Annotated in this window: 22 protein-coding genes and 1 pseudogene; 13 read left to right on the top strand and 10 right to left on the bottom strand. The window is 43.9% G+C overall.

Annotation, left to right across the window (positions count from 1 at the left end; all coding sequences use genetic code 11):
- Positions 1–515 precede the first annotated feature (515 nt).
- The 5 genes from leuA to OCU50_RS01825 all read left to right on the top strand — a co-directional run bounded on the left by leuA (position 516) and on the right by OCU50_RS01825 (position 6372).
- Positions 516–2063 (top strand): 2-isopropylmalate synthase, encoded by a 1548-nt coding sequence (leuA, locus tag OCU50_RS01845; protein ID WP_060467116.1) that lies wholly within the window; start codon positions 516–518, stop codon positions 2061–2063.
- A 96-nt stretch (positions 2064–2159) separates the two neighbouring features.
- Positions 2160–3251, top strand: coding sequence for a 3-isopropylmalate dehydrogenase (gene leuB / locus OCU50_RS01840; protein ID WP_060467115.1), 1092 nt, complete (start codon positions 2160–2162; stop codon positions 3249–3251).
- Between the two features lie 117 nt (positions 3252–3368).
- Positions 3369–4781: a 3-isopropylmalate dehydratase large subunit gene (gene leuC, locus OCU50_RS01835; protein WP_060467114.1), complete on the top strand. Its 1413-nt coding sequence runs from the start codon at positions 3369–3371 to the stop codon at positions 4779–4781.
- 14 nt (positions 4782–4795) lie between these two features.
- Positions 4796–5398 carry a 3-isopropylmalate dehydratase small subunit gene (gene leuD / locus OCU50_RS01830; RefSeq protein WP_060467113.1) on the top strand — a complete coding sequence of 201 codons (603 nt, stop codon included), beginning with the start codon at positions 4796–4798 and terminating at the stop codon, positions 5396–5398.
- A gap of 191 nt (positions 5399–5589) precedes the next feature.
- Positions 5590–6372: a DUF547 domain-containing protein gene (locus OCU50_RS01825; protein WP_060467112.1), complete on the top strand. Its 783-nt coding sequence runs from the start codon at positions 5590–5592 to the stop codon at positions 6370–6372.
- A gap of 93 nt (positions 6373–6465) precedes the next feature.
- Here the strand turns inward: OCU50_RS01825 and OCU50_RS01820 are convergent.
- Positions 6466–6570: pseudogene (locus tag OCU50_RS01820) on the bottom strand (DUF924 family protein); the annotation flags it as partial.
- Between the two features lie 76 nt (positions 6571–6646).
- A complete protein-coding gene (gene djlA / locus OCU50_RS01815; protein ID WP_060467111.1) occupies positions 6647–7501 on the bottom strand; it encodes a co-chaperone DjlA in 855 nt (284 codons plus the stop codon).
- Positions 7502–7650: 149 nt separating this feature from the next.
- On the opposite strand from djlA, the gene lptD reads away from it, so the two are divergent.
- The 6 genes from lptD to OCU50_RS01785 all read left to right on the top strand — a co-directional run bounded on the left by lptD (position 7651) and on the right by OCU50_RS01785 (position 14567).
- A complete protein-coding gene (gene lptD / locus OCU50_RS01810) occupies positions 7651–9999 on the top strand; it encodes an LPS assembly protein LptD (protein ID WP_060467110.1) in 2349 nt (782 codons plus the stop codon).
- Positions 10000–10042: 43 nt separating this feature from the next.
- A complete protein-coding gene (gene surA / locus OCU50_RS01805; RefSeq protein WP_060467109.1) occupies positions 10043–11338 on the top strand; it encodes a peptidylprolyl isomerase SurA in 1296 nt (431 codons plus the stop codon).
- On the top strand, positions 11328–12317 hold the full coding sequence (pdxA, locus tag OCU50_RS01800) for a 4-hydroxythreonine-4-phosphate dehydrogenase PdxA (protein WP_060467108.1): 990 nt from the start codon (positions 11328–11330) through the stop codon (positions 12315–12317). Before surA ends, pdxA begins: the two co-directional genes overlap by 11 nt.
- The gene (rsmA, locus tag OCU50_RS01795) at positions 12314–13129 is read left to right on the top strand and encodes a 16S rRNA (adenine(1518)-N(6)/adenine(1519)-N(6))-dimethyltransferase RsmA (RefSeq protein ID WP_060467107.1); all 816 of its coding nucleotides are present in this window, start codon (positions 12314–12316) and stop codon (positions 13127–13129) included. Before pdxA ends, rsmA begins: the two co-directional genes overlap by 4 nt.
- Positions 13130–13225: 96 nt before the next feature.
- Positions 13226–13606, top strand: a complete 381-nt coding sequence (apaG, locus tag OCU50_RS01790; protein WP_060467106.1) for a Co2+/Mg2+ efflux protein ApaG — start codon at positions 13226–13228, stop codon at positions 13604–13606.
- Between the two features lie 157 nt (positions 13607–13763).
- Positions 13764–14567, top strand: a complete 804-nt coding sequence (locus OCU50_RS01785; RefSeq protein ID WP_060467105.1) for a symmetrical bis(5'-nucleosyl)-tetraphosphatase — start codon at positions 13764–13766, stop codon at positions 14565–14567.
- Positions 14568–14646: 79 nt separating this feature from the next.
- Here OCU50_RS01785 and folA read toward each other — a convergent pair whose 3' ends face one another.
- The 6 genes from folA to rplU form a co-directional block, all read right to left on the bottom strand.
- Positions 14647–15126: a type 3 dihydrofolate reductase gene (gene folA / locus OCU50_RS01780; RefSeq protein WP_060467104.1), complete on the bottom strand. Its 480-nt coding sequence runs from the start codon at positions 15124–15126 to the stop codon at positions 14647–14649.
- A 36-nt stretch (positions 15127–15162) separates the two neighbouring features.
- The gene (locus OCU50_RS01775) at positions 15163–15636 is read right to left on the bottom strand and encodes a threonine/serine exporter family protein (RefSeq protein ID WP_017055969.1); all 474 of its coding nucleotides are present in this window, start codon (positions 15634–15636) and stop codon (positions 15163–15165) included.
- Positions 15636–16403: a threonine/serine exporter family protein gene (locus OCU50_RS01770; RefSeq protein WP_060467103.1), complete on the bottom strand. Its 768-nt coding sequence runs from the start codon at positions 16401–16403 to the stop codon at positions 15636–15638. The genes OCU50_RS01775 and OCU50_RS01770 overlap by 1 nt, the downstream gene beginning before the upstream one ends.
- Positions 16404–16570: 167 nt before the next feature.
- Positions 16571–17743 (bottom strand): Obg family GTPase CgtA, encoded by a 1173-nt coding sequence (gene cgtA / locus OCU50_RS01765; RefSeq protein ID WP_017055967.1) that lies wholly within the window; start codon positions 17741–17743, stop codon positions 16571–16573.
- Between the two features lie 284 nt (positions 17744–18027).
- Positions 18028–18285 (bottom strand): 50S ribosomal protein L27, encoded by a 258-nt coding sequence (gene rpmA, locus OCU50_RS01760; protein ID WP_004735905.1) that lies wholly within the window; start codon positions 18283–18285, stop codon positions 18028–18030.
- Between the two features lie 19 nt (positions 18286–18304).
- Positions 18305–18616, bottom strand: a complete 312-nt coding sequence (gene rplU / locus OCU50_RS01755) for a 50S ribosomal protein L21 (RefSeq protein WP_004740823.1) — start codon at positions 18614–18616, stop codon at positions 18305–18307.
- Between the two features lie 268 nt (positions 18617–18884).
- Here rplU and ispB point away from each other — a divergent pair, with 268 nt between their 5' ends.
- Positions 18885–19856 (top strand): octaprenyl diphosphate synthase, encoded by a 972-nt coding sequence (gene ispB / locus OCU50_RS01750; protein WP_060467102.1) that lies wholly within the window; start codon positions 18885–18887, stop codon positions 19854–19856.
- 108 nt (positions 19857–19964) lie between these two features.
- On the opposite strand, the gene OCU50_RS01745 is transcribed toward ispB, so the two are convergent.
- Both OCU50_RS01745 and mdh read right to left on the bottom strand, forming a co-directional pair.
- Complete coding sequence (locus tag OCU50_RS01745) at positions 19965–20159, bottom strand: hypothetical protein (protein WP_060467231.1); 195 nt, start codon at positions 20157–20159, stop codon at positions 19965–19967.
- 124 nt (positions 20160–20283) lie between these two features.
- Positions 20284–21219: a malate dehydrogenase gene (gene mdh, locus OCU50_RS01740; RefSeq protein ID WP_017055964.1), complete on the bottom strand. Its 936-nt coding sequence runs from the start codon at positions 21217–21219 to the stop codon at positions 20284–20286.
- Positions 21220–21551: 332 nt separating this feature from the next.
- Between mdh and argR the strand changes: the two genes are divergently transcribed.
- Positions 21552–22022, top strand: coding sequence for a transcriptional regulator ArgR (gene argR, locus OCU50_RS01735; RefSeq protein ID WP_017055963.1), 471 nt, complete (start codon positions 21552–21554; stop codon positions 22020–22022).
- The last annotated feature ends 315 nt before the right edge of the window (positions 22023–22337 follow it).

Here is a 22337-nt window from a genome sequence, read left to right as displayed (position 1 = left end):
AACACAGTAGTAGAACATTAATTACTCACTATTTAATCGATTGATTAATTAATTTGCTCATACATTCGATTTAGTGATGAATCGTTCCGACAAAAAGATTTACTACAAAGTTTTAACCTATACATAAGCCAATCGATAAACTAACCCGCCAGTACAAAACCACCAATCAGTCGATACATCTAACATGGAAACAAAAAACAGCACAAACCAAACAAAAACACCACCAAAGCACACTGATATTGGATTTTCTCGTTTGACGCTCAGAATAAATTGCGGTAAATATGGTGTTAACAGTTTATTTACGGATATTTGTGTAATGATTTTTTCTTCTTCTCGACTGCTGAAACTTCTCCTTATCGTGAACCAATCGCGCGGGTAAGTTGTGGGTCAAGAACTACACAAATATTAAAACCCGCGCTGAGCGGGTTTTTTTGTAACTGGCACTTTTAAAAGAACATCATTCTTAATAATAATTTGGATAGCAATCGATTTATTGTCGATATAAGGAAGCACCCATGAACGATCAAGTAATAATTTTTGATACGACCTTACGTGACGGCGAGCAAGCTCTTGCAGCAAGTCTCACGGTAAAAGAGAAGTTACAGATCGCTTACGCTCTTGAGAGGCTGGGTGTGGACGTTATTGAGGCTGGCTTCCCAGTTTCTTCTCCCGGTGATTTCGAATCGGTTCAAACGATTGCGAAACACATCAAAGATAGCCGAATTTGTGCGCTTTCTCGTGCCGTTGCCAAGGATATAGATGCCGCTGCAGAAGCACTAAAAGTCGCAGATCAATTCCGTATCCATACCTTCATTTCAACCTCAACAGTTCACGTGCAAGATAAGCTACGTCGTAGCTATGACGATGTGGTTGAGATGGCAGTTAAAGCCGTTAAACACGCTCGTAACTACACTGATGATGTTGAGTTCTCTTGTGAAGATGCAGGCCGCACTCCAATTGATAACCTATGTCGCATGGTGGAAGCCGCCATCAACGCGGGCGCGAAAACCATCAACATTCCAGACACGGTAGGCTACACAGTGCCTAATGAGTTTGGCGGTATTATCCAAACCCTATTCAACCGAGTTCCAAACATTGATAAAGCCATCATCTCGGTGCACTGCCACGATGACTTAGGAATGTCGGTTGCTAACTCCATTGCGGCGGTACAAGCGGGTGCTCGCCAAATTGAAGGCACGATTAACGGTATTGGTGAACGTGCGGGTAACTGTTCTTTAGAAGAAGTCGCGATGATCATCAAAACTCGCCAAGAGCTTTTGGGTGTTCATACTGGTTTGGATCATAAAGAGATTCACCGTACCAGTAAGTTGGTTAGCCAGCTTTGCCATATGCCAATTCAAGACAACAAAGCTATCGTTGGTGCTAACGCATTCAGCCACTCTTCAGGCATTCACCAAGATGGCATGCTAAAGAACAAAAACACTTATGAGATCATGACCCCTGAGTCTATTGGCTTGAAAAACAAGGCATTGAACCTAACAAGCCGCAGTGGCCGTGCTGCCGTTAAGAGCCACATGGACGCTATGGGTTACAAAGACAATGAGTACAACCTAGATTCATTGTACGAAGACTTCTTAAAGCTTGCTGACCGCAAAGGCCAAGTGTTCGATTACGACCTAGAAGCACTAATGCACTTCGCAAACCTACGTGATGAAGACGACTTCTATAAACTGAATTACCTAAGCGTACAATCTGGTAGTGTTATGTCCACCACCAGCATCAAACTGCAATGTGGAGATGAAGAGAAATGCGAAGCGGCTGTTGGTAACGGCCCTGTTGATGCCTTATACCAATGCATCTACCGCTTAACGGGTTATGAAATCGTACTAGACAAATTCGACCTAACCGCAAAAGGTGAAGGCGAAGATGGTTTAGGCCAAGCCGATATTATTGCTAACTATAAAGGCCGCAAGTACCACGGTACGGGCGTTTCAACCGATATCGTTGAAGCTTCTGGTCAAGCGCTACTGCACGTTATTAATAGTATTCAGCGCGCAGACACCATCGCAGAAATGAAACAGCAAAGAATCGCGACAGTTTAATATCCAATAACAGAGCCCTAGAGCCAATGTTATTGGCTTTAGGGACAAAATTTTAAAGAGCTGTCATAGCTCAGTAACAAGAATTAAAGGATTAACATGACAGATAAATCATACAAAATTGCCGTACTACCTGGTGATGGCATTGGCCCAGAAGTAATGCAACAAGCACATAAAGTGCTAGACGCGATCGAAAAGAAGCACGCGATTAGCTTTTCTCGCGAAGAGTATGATGTTGGTGGTATTGCGATTGATAATCACGGCAGTCCACTTCCTGAAGCAACAGTAGCGGGCTGTGAAGAATCTGACGCGGTACTTTTTGGTTCTGTCGGTGGTCCTAAATGGGAACACCTTCCACCGAACGATCAACCAGAGCGTGGTGCCCTACTTCCTCTACGTAAACACTTCCAACTGTTCTGTAATCTACGCCCAGCACAAATCCACAAAGGTTTAGAGTCTTTCTCTCCACTTCGCGCTGATATCTCTGAGCGTGGTTTTGACATCGTGGTTGTACGTGAACTAACAGGCGGCATCTACTTCGGCCAACCTAAAGGTCGCGAAGGCGAAGGCGCAACTGAAAAAGCGTTTGATACAGAAGTGTACCACCGCTACGAAATCGAACGCATTGCAAAGATTGCATTTGAATCGGCACGTCTACGTAACAAAAATGTTTACTCAATCGACAAAGCAAACGTTCTGCAGAGCTCTATCTTATGGCGTGAAGTGGTTGAAGAGATCGCAAAAGATTACCCAGATGTCACGCTAAACCACATGTACATCGACAACGCGACCATGCAGCTAATCAAAGACCCATCTCAGTTTGACGTCATGCTATGTTCAAACATCTTTGGTGACATTATCTCTGATGAGTGCGCAATGATCACCGGCTCTATGGGTATGCTTCCTTCTGCAAGCTTGAACGAAAGCAACTTTGGCCTATACGAACCAGCAGGCGGCAGTGCACCAGATATCGCAGGCAAGAACATCGCTAACCCAGTCGCACAGATTCTTTCTGCCGCGCTAATGCTTCGTTACAGCCTAGGCGAAGAAGCGGCAGCACAAGATATAGAAACTGCGGTATCTAAAGCGCTTTCAGCAGGCGAGCTAACAGCAGACCTAGCAGGCGGCAACCAGGCGCTGACGACATCTGAAATGGGTGACAAGATTGCAGAGTATATCTTAGCTTCATAAGCTAGACGCTCTAGAATTAAGCAAGTACATAAGAATAATATCAAGCCAAGTCAGCTCAAATCACATGACTTGGCTCGACACACACACTGGGACTGATGCTCCCAAGGAAGAAAAGCTATGTCGACAAACCAGCAAGCAAAAACCTTATACGAGAAAGTTTATGACGCTCACGTTGCAGTAGCAGCAGAAGGCGAAACGCCCATTCTTTATATCGATCGTCACTTAGTCCACGAAGTAACGTCACCTCAAGCCTTTGATGGCCTTCGAGAAAAAGGTCGAAAAGTTCGCCAGGTTAGCAAAACATTTGCAACCATGGATCATAACGTTTCGACACAAACCAAAGACATCAACGCTTCTGGCGAGATGGCTCGTATCCAAATGGAAACGCTGTCAAAGAACTGTGAAGAGTTTGGTGTAACGCTTTATGACCTAAACCACAAATACCAAGGTATTGTGCACGTAATGGGCCCTGAGCTAGGTATTACGCTACCAGGCATGACCATCGTATGTGGTGACTCACACACGGCGACACACGGTGCATTTGGTTCTCTTGCATTCGGTATCGGTACTTCAGAAGTTGAGCACGTTCTAGCCACTCAAACGCTAAAACAAGCGCGTGCTAAAACCATGAAGATCGAAGTGAAAGGCAAGGTTGCTCCAGGCATTACTGCAAAAGATATCGTGCTAGCGATCATCGGTAAAACAACAGCCGCTGGCGGTACAGGCTACGTAGTGGAATTCTGTGGTGAGGCGATTACCGACCTTACGATGGAAGGTCGTATGACGGTGTGTAACATGGCTATCGAGCTAGGTGCTAAAGCAGGTCTCATTGCTCCAGATGCAACAACCTACGAGTACATCAAAGGTCGTAAATTCTCTCCAGAGGGTGAAGATTTAGATGCGGCAATCCAATACTGGGATACGTTAAAAACTGACGCTGATGCAGAGTTCGATGCGGTTGTTACACTAGAAGCAGCAGACATCAAACCGCAAGTTACTTGGGGCACGAACCCAGGTCAGGTTATCTCGGTAGACACGCCAATCCCAGCACCAGAAAGCTTCGCCGATCCTGTTGAAAAAGCTTCGGCTGAAAAAGCACTGGCTTACATGGGCCTTGAAGCGGGCAAATCGCTATCTGATTACAACGTAGACAAAGTCTTCGTGGGTTCTTGTACTAACTCTCGTATCGAAGACATGCGTGCAGCCGCTGCGGTAGCGAAAGGTCGCCAAGTAGCGAAACACGTTCAAGCGCTTATTGTTCCGGGTTCAGAACAAGTAAAAGCGCAAGCCGAAGCTGAGGGCTTAGATGCAATCTTCAAAGAAGCAGGCTTCGAATGGCGCCTTCCGGGGTGTTCTATGTGTCTTGCAATGAACAACGACCGTCTAGGTCCACAAGAGCGCTGTGCTTCTACATCAAACCGTAACTTTGAAGGTCGCCAAGGCCGTGATGGTCGTACGCACCTAGTTAGCCCAGCAATGGCCGCAGCAGCAGCGATCGCTGGTCACTTTGTCGATATTCGTGAACTTTAATTAGAGGATTTAACATGTCAGGTTTTCAACAACACACCGGATTAGTCGTTCCTCTAGATACGGCCAACATCGATACTGATGCAATCATTCCAAAGCAGTTTCTACAGAAAGTAAACCGTACTGGTTTTGGTAAACACTTGTTCCACGATTGGCGCTTCCTAGATGATGCAGGACAGCAACCAAACCCTGAGTTTGTAATGAACGCACCACGCTATCAAGGCGCCTCTATTCTACTGGCTCGCGAGAACTTCGGTTGTGGTTCATCTCGTGAACACGCTCCTTGGGCGCTTGCCGATTACGGTATTCAAGTGATTATTGCCCCGAGCTTTGCCGATATTTTCTACGGTAACTCAATCAATAATCAAATGGTTCCAGTTCGCCTTACAGAACAGGAAGTCGATGAAATATTCCAGTTCGTAGAAGCGAACGAAGGCGCTGAGGTCACTGTCGATCTAGAAGCCATGAAAGTGAACGCGAATGGCAAACAGTACTCCTTTGAAATTGATGAGTTCCGTCGTCACTGCTTACTCAATGGTTTGGACAACATCGGCCTAACACTTCAACATGCTGATAAAATTTCAGAGTTTGAAGCTAAGATCCCTAGCTTCCTAAAATAAAGCAGTCTCAAACTAGCGCAGCCTTGAAATAGAGTAAGCGCTTTCAAAAACATGCAAAAGGTTGGCTTAGCGCCAACCTTTTTTATTTAGCGGAACATCATTATAAAACTCAACTCTGTGGTTTAACTGAAGAGCCATGAAAGAAAATCATAAAGCATAAGGTCTTAGTAGTCAGTCATCAGGAGAATGCCATGAAACAACTACTTTTTATTATTAGCCTACTGTGCTCAACCTTAGCTTGGTCGGCACCTAAATCCGAACTTTGGCCTTATTGGAACCAAAGTAATGAAACAAGCCCTGCGCAAGTGTCACATCAAGACTGGCAGCAATTTCTCGACAGTTATCTAGTTAAGCAAGGCCAGCACGCTCTCGTTCGATATAACGCAGTGAACACTTCAGACAAGGCAAAGCTAAAGCAATACATCAAACAGTTGGAACAGGTAAACCCACTCGACTATTCAAAAGCGGAACAATATGCCTATTGGGTTAACCTATACAACGCCGTGACTGTTGATTTAATTCTTGATGCCTACCCGATCAAGTCGATTACCAAGCTCGGCGGCTTATTTAGTTTCGGGCCATGGGGAGATGATGTCGTCGTGGTCAACGGTAAATCATTGACACTTAATGATATTGAACACCGGATCCTAAGACCGATTTGGCAAGACTCACGCACACACTACGCGGTAAATTGTGCGAGTTTAGGTTGCCCTAACCTACAACTTCAAGCCTTTACGGCTGACAACACCGAAACTCTACTAGAACAAGCAGCCTCTGAGTTTGTGAATAGTGACAAAGGCGTGTTGGTTGAAGGCAATAAGCTCCAGCTATCATCGATTTACGAGTGGTTTGCAGTGGATTTTGGGACTCAGGAACAACTCATTCAATATTTAGAGCAGTATCGAACAAAACCACTAACGAATACCAACAATATCAGTTATGACTACGACTGGTCACTTAACCAAGCAAACTAATTTCAGTCTCTAAGAGCACAACTAAAACGAAAAAAAAGAGGCGAGTGGTTTATTAGCCACTCGCCTCTTTCATCTGTTTCACTGTTTCTAGAACTAAAAGCTTGAATCCAGCTGCTGCAAGTACTCAACCTCTTCAGGCGTTGATGTTCTCCCTAACACTTCATTGCGATGTGGATAACGACCAGTACTCTCAAACACCTTGATAAGTCACTGTCCTATCATCCCCTGTCTTAAAAACCGGGCAATTCGAGTCATTGCTCGGCTCAGTGTTCAATTATTTAAAACCTTTAACTTTCTTAATTAAGTCATAAGCATTTTGAATTTCTTGTGATTTTTCTTTCGCAACATTCATCATCTCTGGCGGTAAACCTTTAGCCATCAGCTTATCTGGGTGATGCTCGTTCATCAGCTTGCGATAAGCTTTCTTCACTTCTTTTCCGTCTGCATCTTCACTCACATCCAATACCTTAAAGGCATCCGCCAACTGGTTTTGTTGTGAAGCTTGCTGCCAACCCGATGACTGTCCGTGACCTTGCTGACCACCAAAGCTTCCACCTTGCTGCTGGAAGCGGAATGCCGCTTCTTGCATCTGTAGGCGGCGATCGAGTTGTTCCGAAGAAAAACCAAGGCCTTGAGCGATCTTATGAAGAACCTGACGCTCGCTTGGATGCAAGCTCCCGTCAGCAAACGCTGCTGAAATTTGCAGTTCTAAGAAGAATTGCAATAGATCAAAACGACCGCCTGATGAGATCTTCACGCGTTCAAGCACGTCATTTAACGGAAAGTCGCTCTCTTTACCATCACGGAAAGCATCTTGTGCGGCTTTACGTTGTTCACCATGCAGATTCATGCGCTCCATCATAGTGGAAGCCAACTGAATTTCTTCAGGTGTTACCTGACCTTTAGCTTTAGCGACATGCCCCATAACCGCAAAAGCGGCTTTAAAAAACTCATTCTGCCTTTCTACTTGGCTTGGCCCTCGGCCAAAACCAGAACTATTAAAACCCGATTGGTTCAACCGACGAGCTTTATCGAACTGGTGTCCTAAAAATAGGCCAAAAATCAGACCAAGCGGACCTCCAAATAAAAAGCCAAAAAAAGCGCCCAAAATTTTGCCAAATATTTGCATTATGTGTTCTCTATCTATGAATTTTATCTGAGTAATGCTGTCTGATGATGCTGAATGCTAATATTTCCTTTATCATAAGGAAAATGCTTTATTAATTGGATTGATACTAGATCAACCCTTCATCTAGTGACACAGGATAGTTCAACTTCATGCAATCTTTTTCCCGCACCTTGTTAGCCGCGTCTATAAGTACGGCGTTATACGTGTCGACAACTCAAGCTGAAACCATCACCGATAGTAGTGTGCAGGAAATGCCCTCTATAGATCAATGTTTGATCGAGCCCGCTGCAGAAAACGAGACGCAGCTACCCGCTCATGTTGAGTCAGATCGCTTAGAAGCTATCAATGGTGACAAGGCAATATATTCAGGTGACGTAAGAGTTACGCAAGGGAACAAGACCATCCTTGCAGATAATGTCACGCTTCACCAACAAGAAAACATCGTTGTAGCTGAAGGCAACGTAAACTTTAGTGACGGCCAAATAAAGTCAGTATCGGACAGAGCAACCAACAATCTGACTACCGACGAAATGACATTAGAAAATACCGATTACGAATTTCTTTGCGAACCAGGCCGTGGTGATGCTGTATACGTATCTAAGACAGGCAAAGCGGTTTATGAAATTGAAGATGGCTCAATCACCTCTTGCCCTATTGGCGACAACGCTTGGCGCCTAAGAGCCTCAAGTATCAGTGTCGACCAAGACGAAGAACAAGCCACTTTTTACAACCCTCGTTTTGAGATCCAAAGTGTTCCCGTTTTTTACTTACCGTATTTAACCGTACCCGTCGGCGATACCCGTAAAACCGGCTTCTTGTACCCAACCGTTTCGTACGGTTCAAGCGATGGTTTCGAAGCTGAAATCCCGGTGTATTGGAACTTGGCACCAAACTACGATTTGGAAACCACATTCAAGTACATGCAAGAGCGTGGTACTCAACTAAACAGTAAATTCAGATATTTGAGCGACTTTGGCTCGGGTAGTATCAAGTCTGAGTACTTACCTGATGATAAAAAATACGAAGAAAAAGGCGACCGTTGGGGCGCTCAACTAGAGCACTCTGGAATATTCCAACAATCTTGGTTATTTGAACTCGATTACTCCAAAGTGAGTGATATCGATTACTTTACCGATGTAAACTCAAGCAGTATTGGTAATCGTGAAGATGGGCAACTACTTCAAGAAGGCCAGGCTACCTATCGTTCTCAAAATTGGGATGCGTCTGTGCTTGTCCGAGATTTCCAAGTCCTTACGACGACCAATAACTTACCTTATCGTCTCATGCCACAACTCGAGTATAACTATTATGCTCCTGAAGTAATGAAGTACCTGGATTTTGATCTAATCAGTCATGTTTCATTATTCGATACTGACGCAAAAGGTAAGCCTTCAGCTACTCGTGTTCACGTTGAGCCAGGCATTACCATCCCAGTCGGAAATACCTGGGGTACTTGGACAACGGAAGCGCGATTACTGGGTACATACTACCAACAAGATCTTGATGGCGTTGATACCGGTGCCGGATCAGATTATGAAGGCTTAGAAGAGTCAGCAAGTCGAGTTATCCCTGAGTTTCGAAGTCATGCTGGTATCGTTCTGGAACGAGATACCACGATTGTTGGCAACTACACTCAAACACTCGAACCACAACTCCAATACCTTTATGTCCCGGAAGAAGATCAATCTAACATTGGTCGTTACGACACCACTTTACTGCAAACGGATTATTACGGTCTATTCAGAAGCCGTAAATACAGTGGTGTAGACCGTATTGCATCAGCAAACCAGGTAAGTTACGGAGCATCATCGCGCTTTTTTGATGATGAGTATAAAGAACGTCTTAACATCTCTTTTGGACAGATCTTTTATATCGATAAAGATACTAAACAAAACTTAAATGATGATGACTCAAGTAAAAATACCAATTATTCATCTTGGGCGGTAGAGGTTGACTTTAACTACGACGATTACCTGTTCTATCACGGTGGTGTACAGTACGATATTGATACCTCTGCAATGCAGCTTGCGAATAGTACTATTGAATACCGCTTTGCTGGCGGTTACATACAAACAAACTACCGCTATGTAACCAAAGAGTACATTGAAGACACCGTTGATTTTAATATTGGTTCAATTACTAAAGATGGTATCTCTCAAGCTGGTTTACTCGGTGCTTACCAAATTTCACCTAAATGGAACGCAAGCGCTCAATACTTCTATGATTTAACGACCGAAGAAGAGCTCGAATGGTTAGCTCGAATCAATTATAAATCAGATTGTTGGTACATTGGCTTTACCTACAGCAACCAATTACGCAGCTGGGAAGGCGATTACATCAACACATCGAACGCGTCACCCGTTTATGAAAACAACTTCAGCGTGAACTTCGGTATTGTCGGCTTTGGTACCAACATTGGCTCAGATTCTGGCGCTGTCGGTGAAAGCAGCTCGGATAACGCATTGAGCTATGGCCGTCCATTCTTCTTAAACAACTAATTTTCTTTATTGATAAAACATCAATAAATTTAAAGGATTACACATGACATTGTGGAAACGCACATTAATTGCTATCGCAGCGGCTTGTACTTTATCAACAAGCTACGCAGCCCCGGTTGAACTCGACAGCGTAAAAGTGATCGTGAACGAAGGCGTGATCTTACAAAGCGATATCGACACTTCGATGAAGACACTGCGCGCAAACGCTAAGAAAAGCGGTCAAACATTACCATCACAAGACGTACTCAATGAGCAAGTACTAGAAAAGCTGATCATCGATACCATTCAGACTCAAGAAGCGGAACGTATCGGTGTTCGTATTGATGATGCTCGACTTGATCAAGCAATTGTAGGCATCGCGGAAAATAACAACCAAACGGTAGAACAACTTACCGCGTCAGTTGCCGAAGAAGGCCTGAGCTACAATGCATTTCGTGAACAAGTAAGAAAAGAGATTGCCGCAAGCGAAGCTCGTAACGCTTTAGTTCGTCGCCGTATCAATATTCTTCCAGCAGAAGTCGATAACCTAACGGATATCTTAGCGCAAGAGACCAATGCCACTGTTCAATACAAAATTGGACACATTCAACTACGCTTCAATGACGAGCAAACGAAAGAAGAGCTAGAAGTTCAAGCTAAAGATCTAGTTGAAGCACTCAACTCAGGAAAAGACTTCAGCACCATGGCTTATACTTACTCTAAAGGTCCTAAAGCACTGCAAGGCGGTGACTGGGGTTGGATGCGTAAAGAAGAAATGCCAACCATTTTTGCAGATCAAATCAAAATGCAGAATAAAGGCAGCATCATCGGTCCTTTCCGCAGCGGTGTGGGTTTCCATATCCTGAAAATTGAAGATGTAAAAGGCTTAGAGACTGTTGCCGTTACCGAAGTGAATGCGCGCCATATCTTGATTAAACCGACCGTCATCTTAAGTGACGACGGTGCAAAGAAGCAACTTGAGGAAATCACTCGTCGTGTCAACGCGGGTGAAGCTAGCTTTGGTGATCTCGCTCAGCAATACAGCCAAGATCCAGGCTCAGCAGTTCAAGATGGTGAATTAGGCTACCAGACACCTGACTTGTACGTACCTGAATTCAAACACCAAGTAGAAACATTGTCTGAAGGAAAAATCAGTGCGCCATTTAAAACGGTTCATGGTTGGCACATCGTTGAAGTACTCGACCGTCGAGAAGTCGACCGTACCGATTCAGCTTTAAAAAACAAAGCTTACCAAATTCTATTTAACCGTAAGTTCAATGAAGAAGCAGGCGCTTGGCTACAAGAAATAAGAGCCAGCGCCTTTGTTGAAATAGTTGAGGAAGACCAAGATGACAACTAAACGTATTGTCATTACCGCGGGTGAACCTGCTGGGATAGGCCCAGATTTAACGCTAGCCTTGTCTCAAGAAAGCTGGCCACATCAACTTGTGGTTTGTGCCGATAAAACCCTGCTTGCCGAGCGAGCTAAGCTCCTCGGTATCGAAGTAGAGTTTCTGGATTACGACGCAACCACAGCTAAGGAGCCTCAACGCTCTGGCACACTGGTTGTGAAACACGTTCCATTATCTGAAAGCACCATTGCAGGTCAACTCAACGAGGCCAACGGCCATTACGTATTAAATACTTTAGAAACCGCAGCAATTGGCTGTATGAATGATGAATTTGATGCTATTGTCACCGGCCCTGTTCACAAGGGTGTAATTAACCGGGCTGGCGTTGCTTTTAGTGGCCATACCGAGTTTTTTGCAGAGAAGTCCAATACACCGCTCGTGGTGATGATGTTGGCAACTGAAGGGCTGCGTGTTGCACTAGTAACAACACACATCCCACTAGCTTATGTATCTCAAGCCGTGACCGAAGACAGATTAGAGCGAGTTATTGCGATTCTGAATAAAGATTTGGTCGAAAAGTTTGCTATAGAGAAACCAACTATTTATGTATGTGGTTTGAACCCGCATGCGGGTGAAGATGGTTGTTTAGGTCACGAAGAGATAGAAACTATCACTCCTACGCTAGAAAAAATTCGCCAAAAAGATGGTATTAATTTAGTTGGCCCATTGCCAGCAGACACCATCTTTAATGAAAAATATTTGCAAGATGCAGATGCTGTTTTAGGTATGTATCACGACCAAGTGCTCCCAGTACTGAAATACAAAGGCTTTGGTCGCTCAGTGAACATCACACTTGGCTTACCATTTATTCGCACATCAGTCGATCACGGTACTGCCTTAGACTTGGCAGGAACAGGCCAAGCCGATACAGGGAGCTTTAGAACAGCGCTCACGCACGCCATTGAATTAGTAGAGAAAAAGCAATGAAAAATGATGTCCATTTAGGGCACAAAGCGCGTAAACGTTTTGGTCAAAACTTCCTTAACGACCCATACATTATTGATGGAATCGTATCGGGCATTAACCCACTACCAGGTCAAAATTTAGTTGAAATCGGCCCTGGTCTTGGTGCCATTACAGAGCCAGTTGGTAAACTTGTCGACAAGTTCACGGTAATTGAGCTAGATAGAGATCTAGCGGAACGTCTGCGCAACCATCCGGATCTTGCTGATAAGTTAACGATCCATGAAGGCGATGCGATGAAGTTCGACTTCGAACAACTCGTGAAACCCAACAACAAGCTTCGTATCTTTGGTAACTTGCCATACAACATCTCTACCCCATTGATGTTCCATCTTTTTGAATTCCATAAGGACATACAAGATATGCACTTTATGCTTCAAAAAGAAGTAGTTAACCGTTTAGCAGCAGGGCCTGGCAGCAAAGCTTACGGTCGTCTGACTGTCATGGCTCAATACTACTGTAAAGTGACTCCTGTGCTCGAAGTGCCGCCAACAGCCTTCGTTCCGCCACCGAAAGTAGACTCTGCAGTCGTGCGCCTTCAGCCATACGAAGTGCTACCTTACCCTGCAAAAGATCTCAAGTGGCTAGAGCGAGTATGTCGTGAAGGCTTCAACCAACGCCGTAAAACGGTTCGTAACTGCTACAAGAGCTTAATCGATAAGGAAGTGCTTGAAGAGCTTGGTATCAACCCAAGCATGCGCCCTGAGAATTTAACGCTCGAGCAATTTGTCGACATGGCAAACTGGTTGTACGACAGCCACAACGCTGACAAATAAATAAAAAGGCTCCTACACTTCGGTGAGGAGCCTGTTTTTTATTTAATACTTCTAGGGGCTTTCGCCCTCAGCATACCAACAATAAAAGGTGCGAATATGGATATATCTACGCCTTGTATCAAATGCCAGGTTCACTCTAAATACATACCAGAGCAATCTGAGCCAACGAAGAATCGTTACGTCTTCGCCTACATTATTACGATAAAAAACCTCAGTAAAACAACGGTGCAACTGATGTCTCGCCGCTGGTTGATTACCGACGCTAACGGTAAGCAACTCACCATAGAAGGTGATGGTGTCGTTGGACAGCAACCTGTTATTGAAGCCAACGACGAATACACCTACACAAGTGGTACCGTCATCGAAACCCCTGTAGGCGTTATGCAAGGTCATTATGTTATGACTGACCACAAGGGGATTGATTTTATAGCCGAAGTCGATCCTTTCAGGCTAGCGATCCCCAACATTCTTAATTAGCTATATACTAAAAATAATTGGAGTTGCTGTTAGGTAACAAGAAAGAATATCTATGATCATCGGTATTCTTTCTATGTGATTAGGATGAACTTGCGCCGTTAACGACGCTGCAGCTTCAAGTATAAAGAATATACATCAGCATCTATAGGAAATTACTTTGTCGAATTATATTGTCGGAGACATCCAAGGCTGCTTCGACGAGCTTCAACTCTTACTTGAAACCGTAAAATTTGATAAGAAAAAAGATACTTTGTGGGTCGCTGGTGACTTGGTCGCAAGAGGCCCTAAGTCACTTGAGACACTCCGATTTATCCGGTCTTTAGGAGAATCCGCGAAGATAGTATTGGGCAACCATGACTTACACCTGCTCGCCGTTTCGCTTGGTCTTTTTCCAGCAAAGAAGAAAGATCAAACTCAGCCGATTTTAGATGCTGATGACAAAGACGAGTTGCTTGAATGGCTTAGAGAACAGCCTTTAATGCAAGAACATGATCAATTTGTCATGACCCATGCAGGTATATCTCCACAATGGACAATCAAGCGAGCTCGCAAAGAGAACAGAAAGATCACAGGTCTATTGCGCTCAAAAAAATGGAAGTGGTTGATTGAAAACATGTACAGCAACTCTCCTGACTTATGGTCAAAAGAATTGAGCGATATAGAGCGCTATCGATACGCCATCAACAGTTTTACACGCATGCGCTTCTGCTTTCCTGACGGACGTTTAGACATGGGCTGCAAGCTTCCTCCAAAAGAGGTGGCCGACCACGAATACATCCCTTGGTTCGACCTTCCTCAAAGAGTTCAGCTAGATAAAACCGTATTATTTGGTCACTGGGCAGCACTTGAAGGTTATAACGGAAAAGACGTTATTGGACTTGATACAGGGTGTGTATGGGGCGGAGAACTAACAGCACTTCGTTGGGAGGACAAACAGTTTTTCACTCAAGCTGCGCTATAGAAGCACGAACGACGAGAAGCTTGCGCTACTGAACCAGTAACGCAAGTATTTTTCAGAACCTAACTATTAATAACCACAGTTAACGCTCAAGGATCACAAACTCCATGTTGTGTTTGTTTTTCTCATCCGCTTGATAGGTATCATGAAAGCTCTGCTTCCAACCTTCTCCCCAATCAGGGAACTTTGTATCACCATCAACGGCTAAATCGATATAAGTAAGGTAAAGCTTGTCAGCTTTAGGTAAGCAAGTTTCATAAATCGAGCCACCACCAATGATCATTACCTCTTCAACCTCACTGACTAGCTCTAAAGCTTGTTCTATCGAAGTAACGGTCGTCACACCTTCAATTTTCAAATTCTCATCACGACTGATTACAACATTCAATCGACCAGGTAAATGTCGTCCAATCGACTCATAGGTCTTACGCCCCATCACTACTGGTTTGCCCATTGTAGAGCGTTTAAACCATGCGAAGTCCGCAGGCAAATGCCATGGCATCTGGTTGTCTTTACCAATGACACGATTGTCTGCCATTGCTGCTATCATACTGATGATCATAAATCGAAAGTCCTGTTCTTAAAAAGAAAATTAACGCTAAACGATAGGTCTACGGCGGTAGAATAACAGCCCAGGCACCGCTAAGCCAATCGCCAGCCCAGCGATAATGAACATCGATTTCAAAAAGTTCTCCATCAAAATAGCGAGTAATTCAGGGCTGTACCCAGCTCGGTTAATTTCAACCATCGCAATCATAGCCTTAAAGGCAAACACACCTGGGACCATAGGAATCAAGGCTGCAACCGTAAATACCTTAGGGTGCGCTAACAGTTTATGCGACCACTGTACCCCTATCATGCCAACCAATGTCGCGGCAAAGAATGTCGCCCATTCGATAGGAATACCGAAGTGCATCATCAAATAACGGCTACCATGGCCAATAGAGCCTCCTAACGCACAATAAATTAAGGCTCTCTGCGGAACATTAAAGACCAGAGCGAACCCTACCGCTGGTACCGCCGCAAAAAACATATCATTGAGCAAACCAACCAACAATTCAAAAAGACTCATTAACTTACCCACCCCCATACGCCTGATAGGCTCATCGCTGCGACAATACCTAAACTGGTTGCCAGAGTTAATAAACTGGCCATGGTAAAACGGGCTAACCCCATATTGATATGACCTTTAAGCATATCGGCAACAGAATTAATGAGAGGAAACCCCGGCACTAGCATCAATACTGAAGATGCCATCACTATTGTGGGTTGGCCTCCAATATTATAAAGCACCGCTTGAGCAGAAATAGTAGTAGTAACAAAAGCTGTGATAGCGAAGTTCAATAACGGATTGAAGTGACGGTGACCGATCTCTTGTCTGACGATCATGCCGCAGGCTGAAGCAATAAAAGTCATCATGAATACCTGCCAATCTCCACCAGCAAGGCGACTAAAAGAAGCACACGAAAAACCTATCATAATGACAACTAACCAGCGATTGTAGCGTTCAGGGCTAATATTTTGGATCTTTCTATAGGCCAGTCCATAATCGAGAATACCCTTCTCCATCATGATACAAACTCGCTGAATATCAGTGATCACCTGCATGTTAAGCCCCCGATCAGCACAGCTTCGAGTGGTGGTAATACAGTGATCATCCATCATCGTTGTCACAACAAGCGCATTGGCTGACAGTGCGACTTCTACTTCATCTACTCCACAAGCGATACCAATACGACGCATGATATCGCCGACCAGTGTGCTTTCGGCACCATGTGCTAGTAGCATTTGTCCTGATTGAGCGACGAGTCTTGAGATCGCTCTTTGCTTTGATGCCATGATTCCCTTCCCATAGGCGTTAAATATCTAGAGATAAATTTTGCATTAAAAATAGGAAGTACATAATGATGCAGATACAAAAAAACCGCAATTTTCATTGCGGTTTAATAAAATTATCAGCGTATCTGAGAAAAAGCGCCCGAAGTGCTTATAAGAAACGGCGAGGATTAGTCACGAACATAGATAACATGGCCGTCATCTTCTTCGTCATCCCAATCGTCCCAGTCATCACCATCTTCAGTAACAACATTCTTACCGCTCATTGCATCTTTATGGTAGTCATCCCACATAAAGTCTACTTTTTCTTCTTCTTCCACTTCTACAGCTTCACGAGGTAGGTTTTCCATAAACTCACCGAGCTTGAAGCAGAGATCTTTAGTGCCGATTTTGTTCACAGCAGAGATCTTGAAGTACTCGTCTTCCCAACCCAAAGCATCGATGATTTCTTGAATCTTTTCGTCTGCTTCTTCTTCAGGCATTAGGTCAACTTTGTTGAACACTAACCAACGAGGCTTCTGTGCCACTTTCTCACTGTATTGTTCCAGCTCATCAATAATCGTCAGCGCATTCTGAATAGGATCAGAACCATCGATAGGCATGATGTCGATCATGTGTAGTAGAACACGGCAACGCTCAAGGTGCTTCAAGAAGCGAATACCAAGACCAGCGCCATCGGCTGCGCCTTCGATCAGACCTGGGATATCGGCAACAACAAAGCTCTTCTCAGGAACCACACTCACTACGCCCAAGCTTGGGATCAAAGTAGTGAACGGGTAATCCGCTACTTTTGGTTTCGCTGCAGATACTGAACGAATAAAGGTAGATTTACCTGCGTTTGGTAGGCCAAGCATACCAACGTCAGCTAATAGAAGAAGCTCTAAACGTAGTTCACGAACTTCACCTTTAGTACCCATTGTCTTCTGACGAGGAGCGCGGTTAACAGACGATTTAAAACGCGTGTTACCAAGACCGTGCCAACCACCTTTACCCACCATTACTTTCTTGCCGTGTTCAGCGACTTCAGCAACGATTTCATTAGTGTGGATATCAACGGCACGAGTACCTACAGGCACTTTCAGTGTCGTGTCTTTACCACGTTTACCAGTACAGTTACCGCCACGACCGTTTTCACCACGTTCTGCGTTGTAGAAACGTTGGAAGCGATAATCAATCAGTGTATTTAAGTTCTCATCTGCTTGGATGTAGACATCACCACCATCGCCACCGTCACCGCCATCTGGGCCACCTTTAGCGACGAACTTTTCGCGCCAAAAACTTACTGTACCATTACCGCCATCACCGGCTTCTATTTTTACTACCGCTTCATCAACGAATTTCATTTTTCAACTCCGCACTTACGTTGCGTTACCACTCACCAAGGAGTGATATAAATTCTAGCAGATCCGAGTTTAGATCGATCACCTAAGATCTAGGTCGATCTGCAATCAAGGAACAAATAAGGAGAGGTTCTTTGCTTTCTGTTTATTAAAAACAAACGGCTTCTAAAAACTAAAGCCAGAGCGTCTACTTTTTTATTCTCGCTATAAATAAAAAACCCTGCCGAATCGGCAGGGCTTTTGAATTCAGCTTGAAAGCTAATAAAATAATCTAGTAAAAGATTAAATTACTCAGCTTCGATGCTTACAAACTTACGGTTTTTAGGACCTTTTACTGCAAATTTCACTTTACCTTCAGTAAGAGCGAAAAGAGTATGGTCTTTACCGATGCCAACGTTTGTGCCAGCGTGGAACTTAGTACCACGTTGACGAACGATGATGTTACCTGCAAGAACAGATTCACCACCAAAACGCTTAACACCAAGACGTTTGCTTTCTGAATCGCGGCCGTTATTAGTAGAACCGCCAGCTTTTTTATGTGCCATTGTTAAACTCTCCTAATACTTAAGCGTTAATGCCAGTGATTTTCACTTCAGTGAACCACTGACGGTGACCAGCTTGCTTACGCGAGTGCTTACGACGACGGAACTTAACGATTTTTACTTTATCGCCACGACCGTGTTGTACTACTTCTGCAGTAACCTTGCCACCTTCAACAAGAGGTGCACCAACAGCGATTTCTTCGCCGTTAGCAACAAGAAGAACTTTATCAAATTCAACAGTTGCACCAGTTTCAACGTCTAATTTCTCTAAACGAAGTGTTTGACCTTCGCTTACTCGGTGTTGTTTGCCACCAGATTGGAAAACAGCGTACATATTTTACTCCGCTTTTTCCGCACAGCCTATGGTTGTTATTTGTACAACTCGGGTGTGCGCTAAACTAATCAATAGGGCGCAGATTCTACGGGAATCATGCCGCTATGACAAGCCATATTTTTAAAAAATTGGCGAAAACCTGTTCGCCAAAGAAAAGTGCGGCAATCATGCCTTTAAGTGATGTATTAATCAACGTTTTTTAGTGTATTATTCAACAATTAAACACAACGTATAAGCCTTACAGGGTCTAACTTCAGCCGGATGAACAATGGATTTTAAAGCTATCCAAACGCTTACTGCCAATGATATGGCAAAAGTGAATGAAACAATTCAAGCCCAACTTAATTCTGACGTAAGTTTAATCAACCAGCTTGGTTTTTATATCGTTAGCGGTGGTGGCAAACGCCTACGTCCTTTGCTTGCTCTTTTATCTGCTCGTGCACTTGGTTACCAAGGTGAAGCTCATATTACTTCTGCAGCCTTTATTGAGTTTATTCACACCGCTACTCTGCTTCATGATGATGTCGTCGACGAATCGGATATGAGACGCGGTAAAGCCACAGCCAATGCCGCTTTTGGTAATGCCGCTAGTGTTTTGGTTGGTGACTTTATTTACACTCGTTCGTTCCAAATGATGACAACCTTAGGATCCTTAAAGATCCTTGAGCTAATGAGTGAAGCGGTGAACGTGATTGCCGAGGGTGAGGTTCAACAATTGATGAACTGCAACAATCCGGATACCACAGAAGAAAGCTACATGCAGGTGATCTACTCTAAGACCGCTCGCTTGTTTGAAGCAGCGACACAAATCGGCGCAATTCTTACAGAATCTTCACCTGAAGTCGAAACGGCAATGCAAAACTACGGTAAATACCTAGGCACTGCATTCCAATTGATTGATGATGTGATGGATTACACTGCTGATGGTAAAGAGATGGGTAAAAACGTTGGTGACGATCTTGCTGAAGGCAAACCAACACTGCCTCTATTGTACGCTATGCACAACGCTGCTCCAGTACAAGCGAGCATGATTCGTGAAGCGATTGAAAAAGCCAACGGGATGGAACGTCTCGACGACATTATGTCTGTAATGAAAAAGACAGGCTCTTTGGAATACACGACGAATAAGGCGTATGAAGAAGCAGATAAAGCGATTGCTGAACTGTCCGTTGTTCCTGATTCCGAATATAAGCAAGCCCTAATAACGCTCGCGCACTTGGCCGTTAAACGCAGTAAGTAACCGAGTTAAGATGAACACTCCATCTTAAAAGCACTGTCTTATATAGATAGACAAAAAGAGCCTTAGGGCTCTTTTTTGATCCTAACAAAATTGGTATCCGAACCAGTTTCAATAGCGACTCGATTCTAGCGACAATGGAAGCTGAGCTTCAACTGCTTCTATCTCTTCCAGCGGCACAGCATACTGCTCGTGGCTGTTGTAAGACTCGACCAAGGCAAATTGTTCTTGTTCATCTATAACTAGGATCTTTCCCAAACGACCTAAATGAAAATGTACGTTCATTCCTTTTTGAATACGGCTCATCACTGTTGCTCCACTCGTATCTTTAAAACACTGTTTACGAATGGGACCAATGCTAAGATCAAAAAAGCCGACCACATTGATCGGCTCTATTAACGATTTTAAACTGAATTAAATGCTGTACCGCTTACTTAGCGAATTCAACACCAATCTCAATATCGCCATTGAGTGTTTCTAGCATGCTATCTAATGCATTACGTTCGAAGTCGCTCAACTCACCGTAGCTAAGGATCGCTTCAGCGCCCTCTTTGCCTAGTTTCACTGGTTGTGCGAAGAACGGTGCGTGCTCGCCTTCACCTTCAACGTATGCACATTCAATTACGTTCTCTTCGCCTTGAAGTGCTTTCACTAGAGCAAGACCGAAACGACAAGCCGCTTGACCCATCGATAGAGTCGCACTACCGCCACCAGCTTTCGCTTCTACGACTTCAGTACCCGCGTTTTGGATACGAGTTGTGAGCGCTGCGATTTCTTCGTCTGTGAACTCTACCCCTTCAACTTGAGATAGCAGAGGAAGGATCGTAACCCCTGAGTGACCGCCGATAACAGGAACACGGATGTCGCTTGGATCTTTACCTTTCAATTCAGCAACAAACGTTTCAGAGCGGATTACATCAAGAGTCGTAATACCGAATAAACGGCGCTTATCGTAAACGCCCGCTTTCTTAAGAACTTCAGCAGCAATTGGCACAGTAGTATTTACTGGGTTAGTGATGATACCAACACAAGCAGTAGGACAAGTAACTGCAATTTTCTCTGCAAGAGACTTAACAATACCAGCATTCACATTGAAAAGATCCGCACGATCCATGCCTGGCTTACGAGCAACACCCGCAGAAATAAGCACAACATCCGCACCTTCTAGTGCTGGTGTTGGATCTTCACCCGCGTAACCTTTGATCGAAACAGGCGTTGGGATATGGCTAAGATCGGCAGCGACACCCGGAGTAACCGGTGCAATGTCGTAAAGTGCAAGATCTGAACCAGCAGGTAGGCGGTTCTTAAGTAGTAGGGCTAGGGCTTGACCGATGCCACCAGCGGCACCAATAACAGCTACTTTCATTGTTATTCTCCTTGAGAGCTTTCTCTTATAAATTTTTGGTAGGGTAGTTCTTGAGCTAAATTATCGTTAAAAAGCTATATTAATCACAAAGTGATTACAATCAATTAACGCCAGCTTTGCGACTTCGCGCAAGTCAATAAAACCGTGCTACACAGCGAATTCGCATTATGGCGATAATTGACTGAAATAACAAAATAAGCCGCCGTAAATAACACATTATTCTATTAAATATTTACAGTGATATGACTAACAAATCGTTGGGATATTTTGGCTAAATCTGAATATGTATGCGAGAATATGCAAATATATTTGTTAATGAATAAGAATGACATATGCGCAATACAGAAAAACAAGACAACTTAGTTCGCGCTTTTAAATCGTTATTAAAAGAAGAACGTTTTGGATCGCAGGGCGAAATTGTTGATGCCCTCAAACACGAAGGCTTTGAAAGCATCAACCAATCTAAAGTTTCGCGTATGTTAACCAAGTTTGGTGCAGTTCGAACTCGCAACGCAAAAATGGAAATGGTTTACTGCCTTCCTGCTGAGCTTGGGGTTCCAACTGTTTCTAGCTCTCTTAGAGAATTAGTACTGGATATTGATCACAACAATGCGTTAGTTGTGATACACACAGGTCCTGGTGCCGCGCAACTTATTGCTCGTTTACTAGACTCATTAGGTAAGTCAGAAGGCATACTGGGCGTAGTCGCGGGCGATGACACTATCTTTATTACTCCAACCTTAGCAGTGACGACTAAGCAACTGTTTGATTCCGTGTGCGAACTGTTTGAATACGCAGGGTAATTACTCATAATTTAACAGCTATCAATTGTATTTATGGATCACGAACACCTATTAACTTCGTGATCCGAATCACATCCTAGAATATCTACCTTTCCCCTAAGCCAGTAACACTAAGCCATTGATTTTAAAAAACTCAATAGTAAATTGAACATGAGATCCATGCATCATTTGTTAGATTTTTTAGCTATATCTTTTAACATTTGAGTAATTTTCTGCCAATTTTTGATATTATTCAGCCACTTTTTCATCACATGGATTGAAAAAGATGCCGTTTCCAAATAGGAAACTCCAGAAACGACTACACTTGTTTCAGGG

This window comes from Vibrio toranzoniae, from assembly GCF_024347655.1.
Lineage (GTDB): Bacteria > Pseudomonadota > Gammaproteobacteria > Enterobacterales > Vibrionaceae > Vibrio > Vibrio toranzoniae.
Note: the sequence above shows the minus strand (reverse complement) of the source record. Positions and strands in the feature narration are given on the sequence as shown.

Excerpts from the sequence above, each read along its gene's own strand:
- lptD (WP_060467110.1), top strand. The coding sequence starts at position 7,651 with ATGCAATCTTTTTCCCGCACCTTGTTAGCCGCGTCTATAAGTACGGCG.
- argR (WP_017055963.1), top strand. The coding sequence starts at position 21,552 with ATGCGCAATACAGAAAAACAAGACAACTTAGTTCGCGCTTTTAAATCG.
- leuD (WP_060467113.1), top strand. The coding sequence starts at position 4,796 with ATGTCAGGTTTTCAACAACACACCGGATTAGTCGTTCCTCTAGATACG.
- OCU50_RS01775 (WP_017055969.1), bottom strand. The coding sequence starts at position 15,636 with ATGAGTCTTTTTGAATTGTTGGTTGGTTTGCTCAATGATATGTTTTTT.
- rpmA (WP_004735905.1), bottom strand. The coding sequence starts at position 18,285 with ATGGCACATAAAAAAGCTGGCGGTTCTACTAATAACGGCCGCGATTCA.
- leuA (WP_060467116.1), top strand. The coding sequence starts at position 516 with ATGAACGATCAAGTAATAATTTTTGATACGACCTTACGTGACGGCGAG.
- OCU50_RS01825 (WP_060467112.1), top strand. The coding sequence starts at position 5,590 with ATGAAACAACTACTTTTTATTATTAGCCTACTGTGCTCAACCTTAGCT.
- ispB (WP_060467102.1), top strand. The coding sequence starts at position 18,885 with ATGGATTTTAAAGCTATCCAAACGCTTACTGCCAATGATATGGCAAAA.
- leuC (WP_060467114.1), top strand. The coding sequence starts at position 3,369 with ATGTCGACAAACCAGCAAGCAAAAACCTTATACGAGAAAGTTTATGAC.
- folA (WP_060467104.1), bottom strand. The coding sequence starts at position 15,126 with ATGATCATCAGTATGATAGCAGCAATGGCAGACAATCGTGTCATTGGT.
- surA (WP_060467109.1), top strand. The coding sequence starts at position 10,043 with ATGACATTGTGGAAACGCACATTAATTGCTATCGCAGCGGCTTGTACT.
- pdxA (WP_060467108.1), top strand. The coding sequence starts at position 11,328 with ATGACAACTAAACGTATTGTCATTACCGCGGGTGAACCTGCTGGGATA.
- djlA (WP_060467111.1), bottom strand. The coding sequence starts at position 7,501 with ATGCAAATATTTGGCAAAATTTTGGGCGCTTTTTTTGGCTTTTTATTT.
- rplU (WP_004740823.1), bottom strand. The coding sequence starts at position 18,616 with ATGTACGCTGTTTTCCAATCTGGTGGCAAACAACACCGAGTAAGCGAA.
- rsmA (WP_060467107.1), top strand. The coding sequence starts at position 12,314 with ATGAAAAATGATGTCCATTTAGGGCACAAAGCGCGTAAACGTTTTGGT.
- OCU50_RS01745 (WP_060467231.1), bottom strand. The coding sequence starts at position 20,159 with ATGAGCCGTATTCAAAAAGGAATGAACGTACATTTTCATTTAGGTCGT.
- mdh (WP_017055964.1), bottom strand. The coding sequence starts at position 21,219 with ATGAAAGTAGCTGTTATTGGTGCCGCTGGTGGCATCGGTCAAGCCCTA.
- cgtA (WP_017055967.1), bottom strand. The coding sequence starts at position 17,743 with ATGAAATTCGTTGATGAAGCGGTAGTAAAAATAGAAGCCGGTGATGGC.
- apaG (WP_060467106.1), top strand. The coding sequence starts at position 13,226 with ATGGATATATCTACGCCTTGTATCAAATGCCAGGTTCACTCTAAATAC.
- leuB (WP_060467115.1), top strand. The coding sequence starts at position 2,160 with ATGACAGATAAATCATACAAAATTGCCGTACTACCTGGTGATGGCATT.
- OCU50_RS01770 (WP_060467103.1), bottom strand. The coding sequence starts at position 16,403 with ATGGCATCAAAGCAAAGAGCGATCTCAAGACTCGTCGCTCAATCAGGA.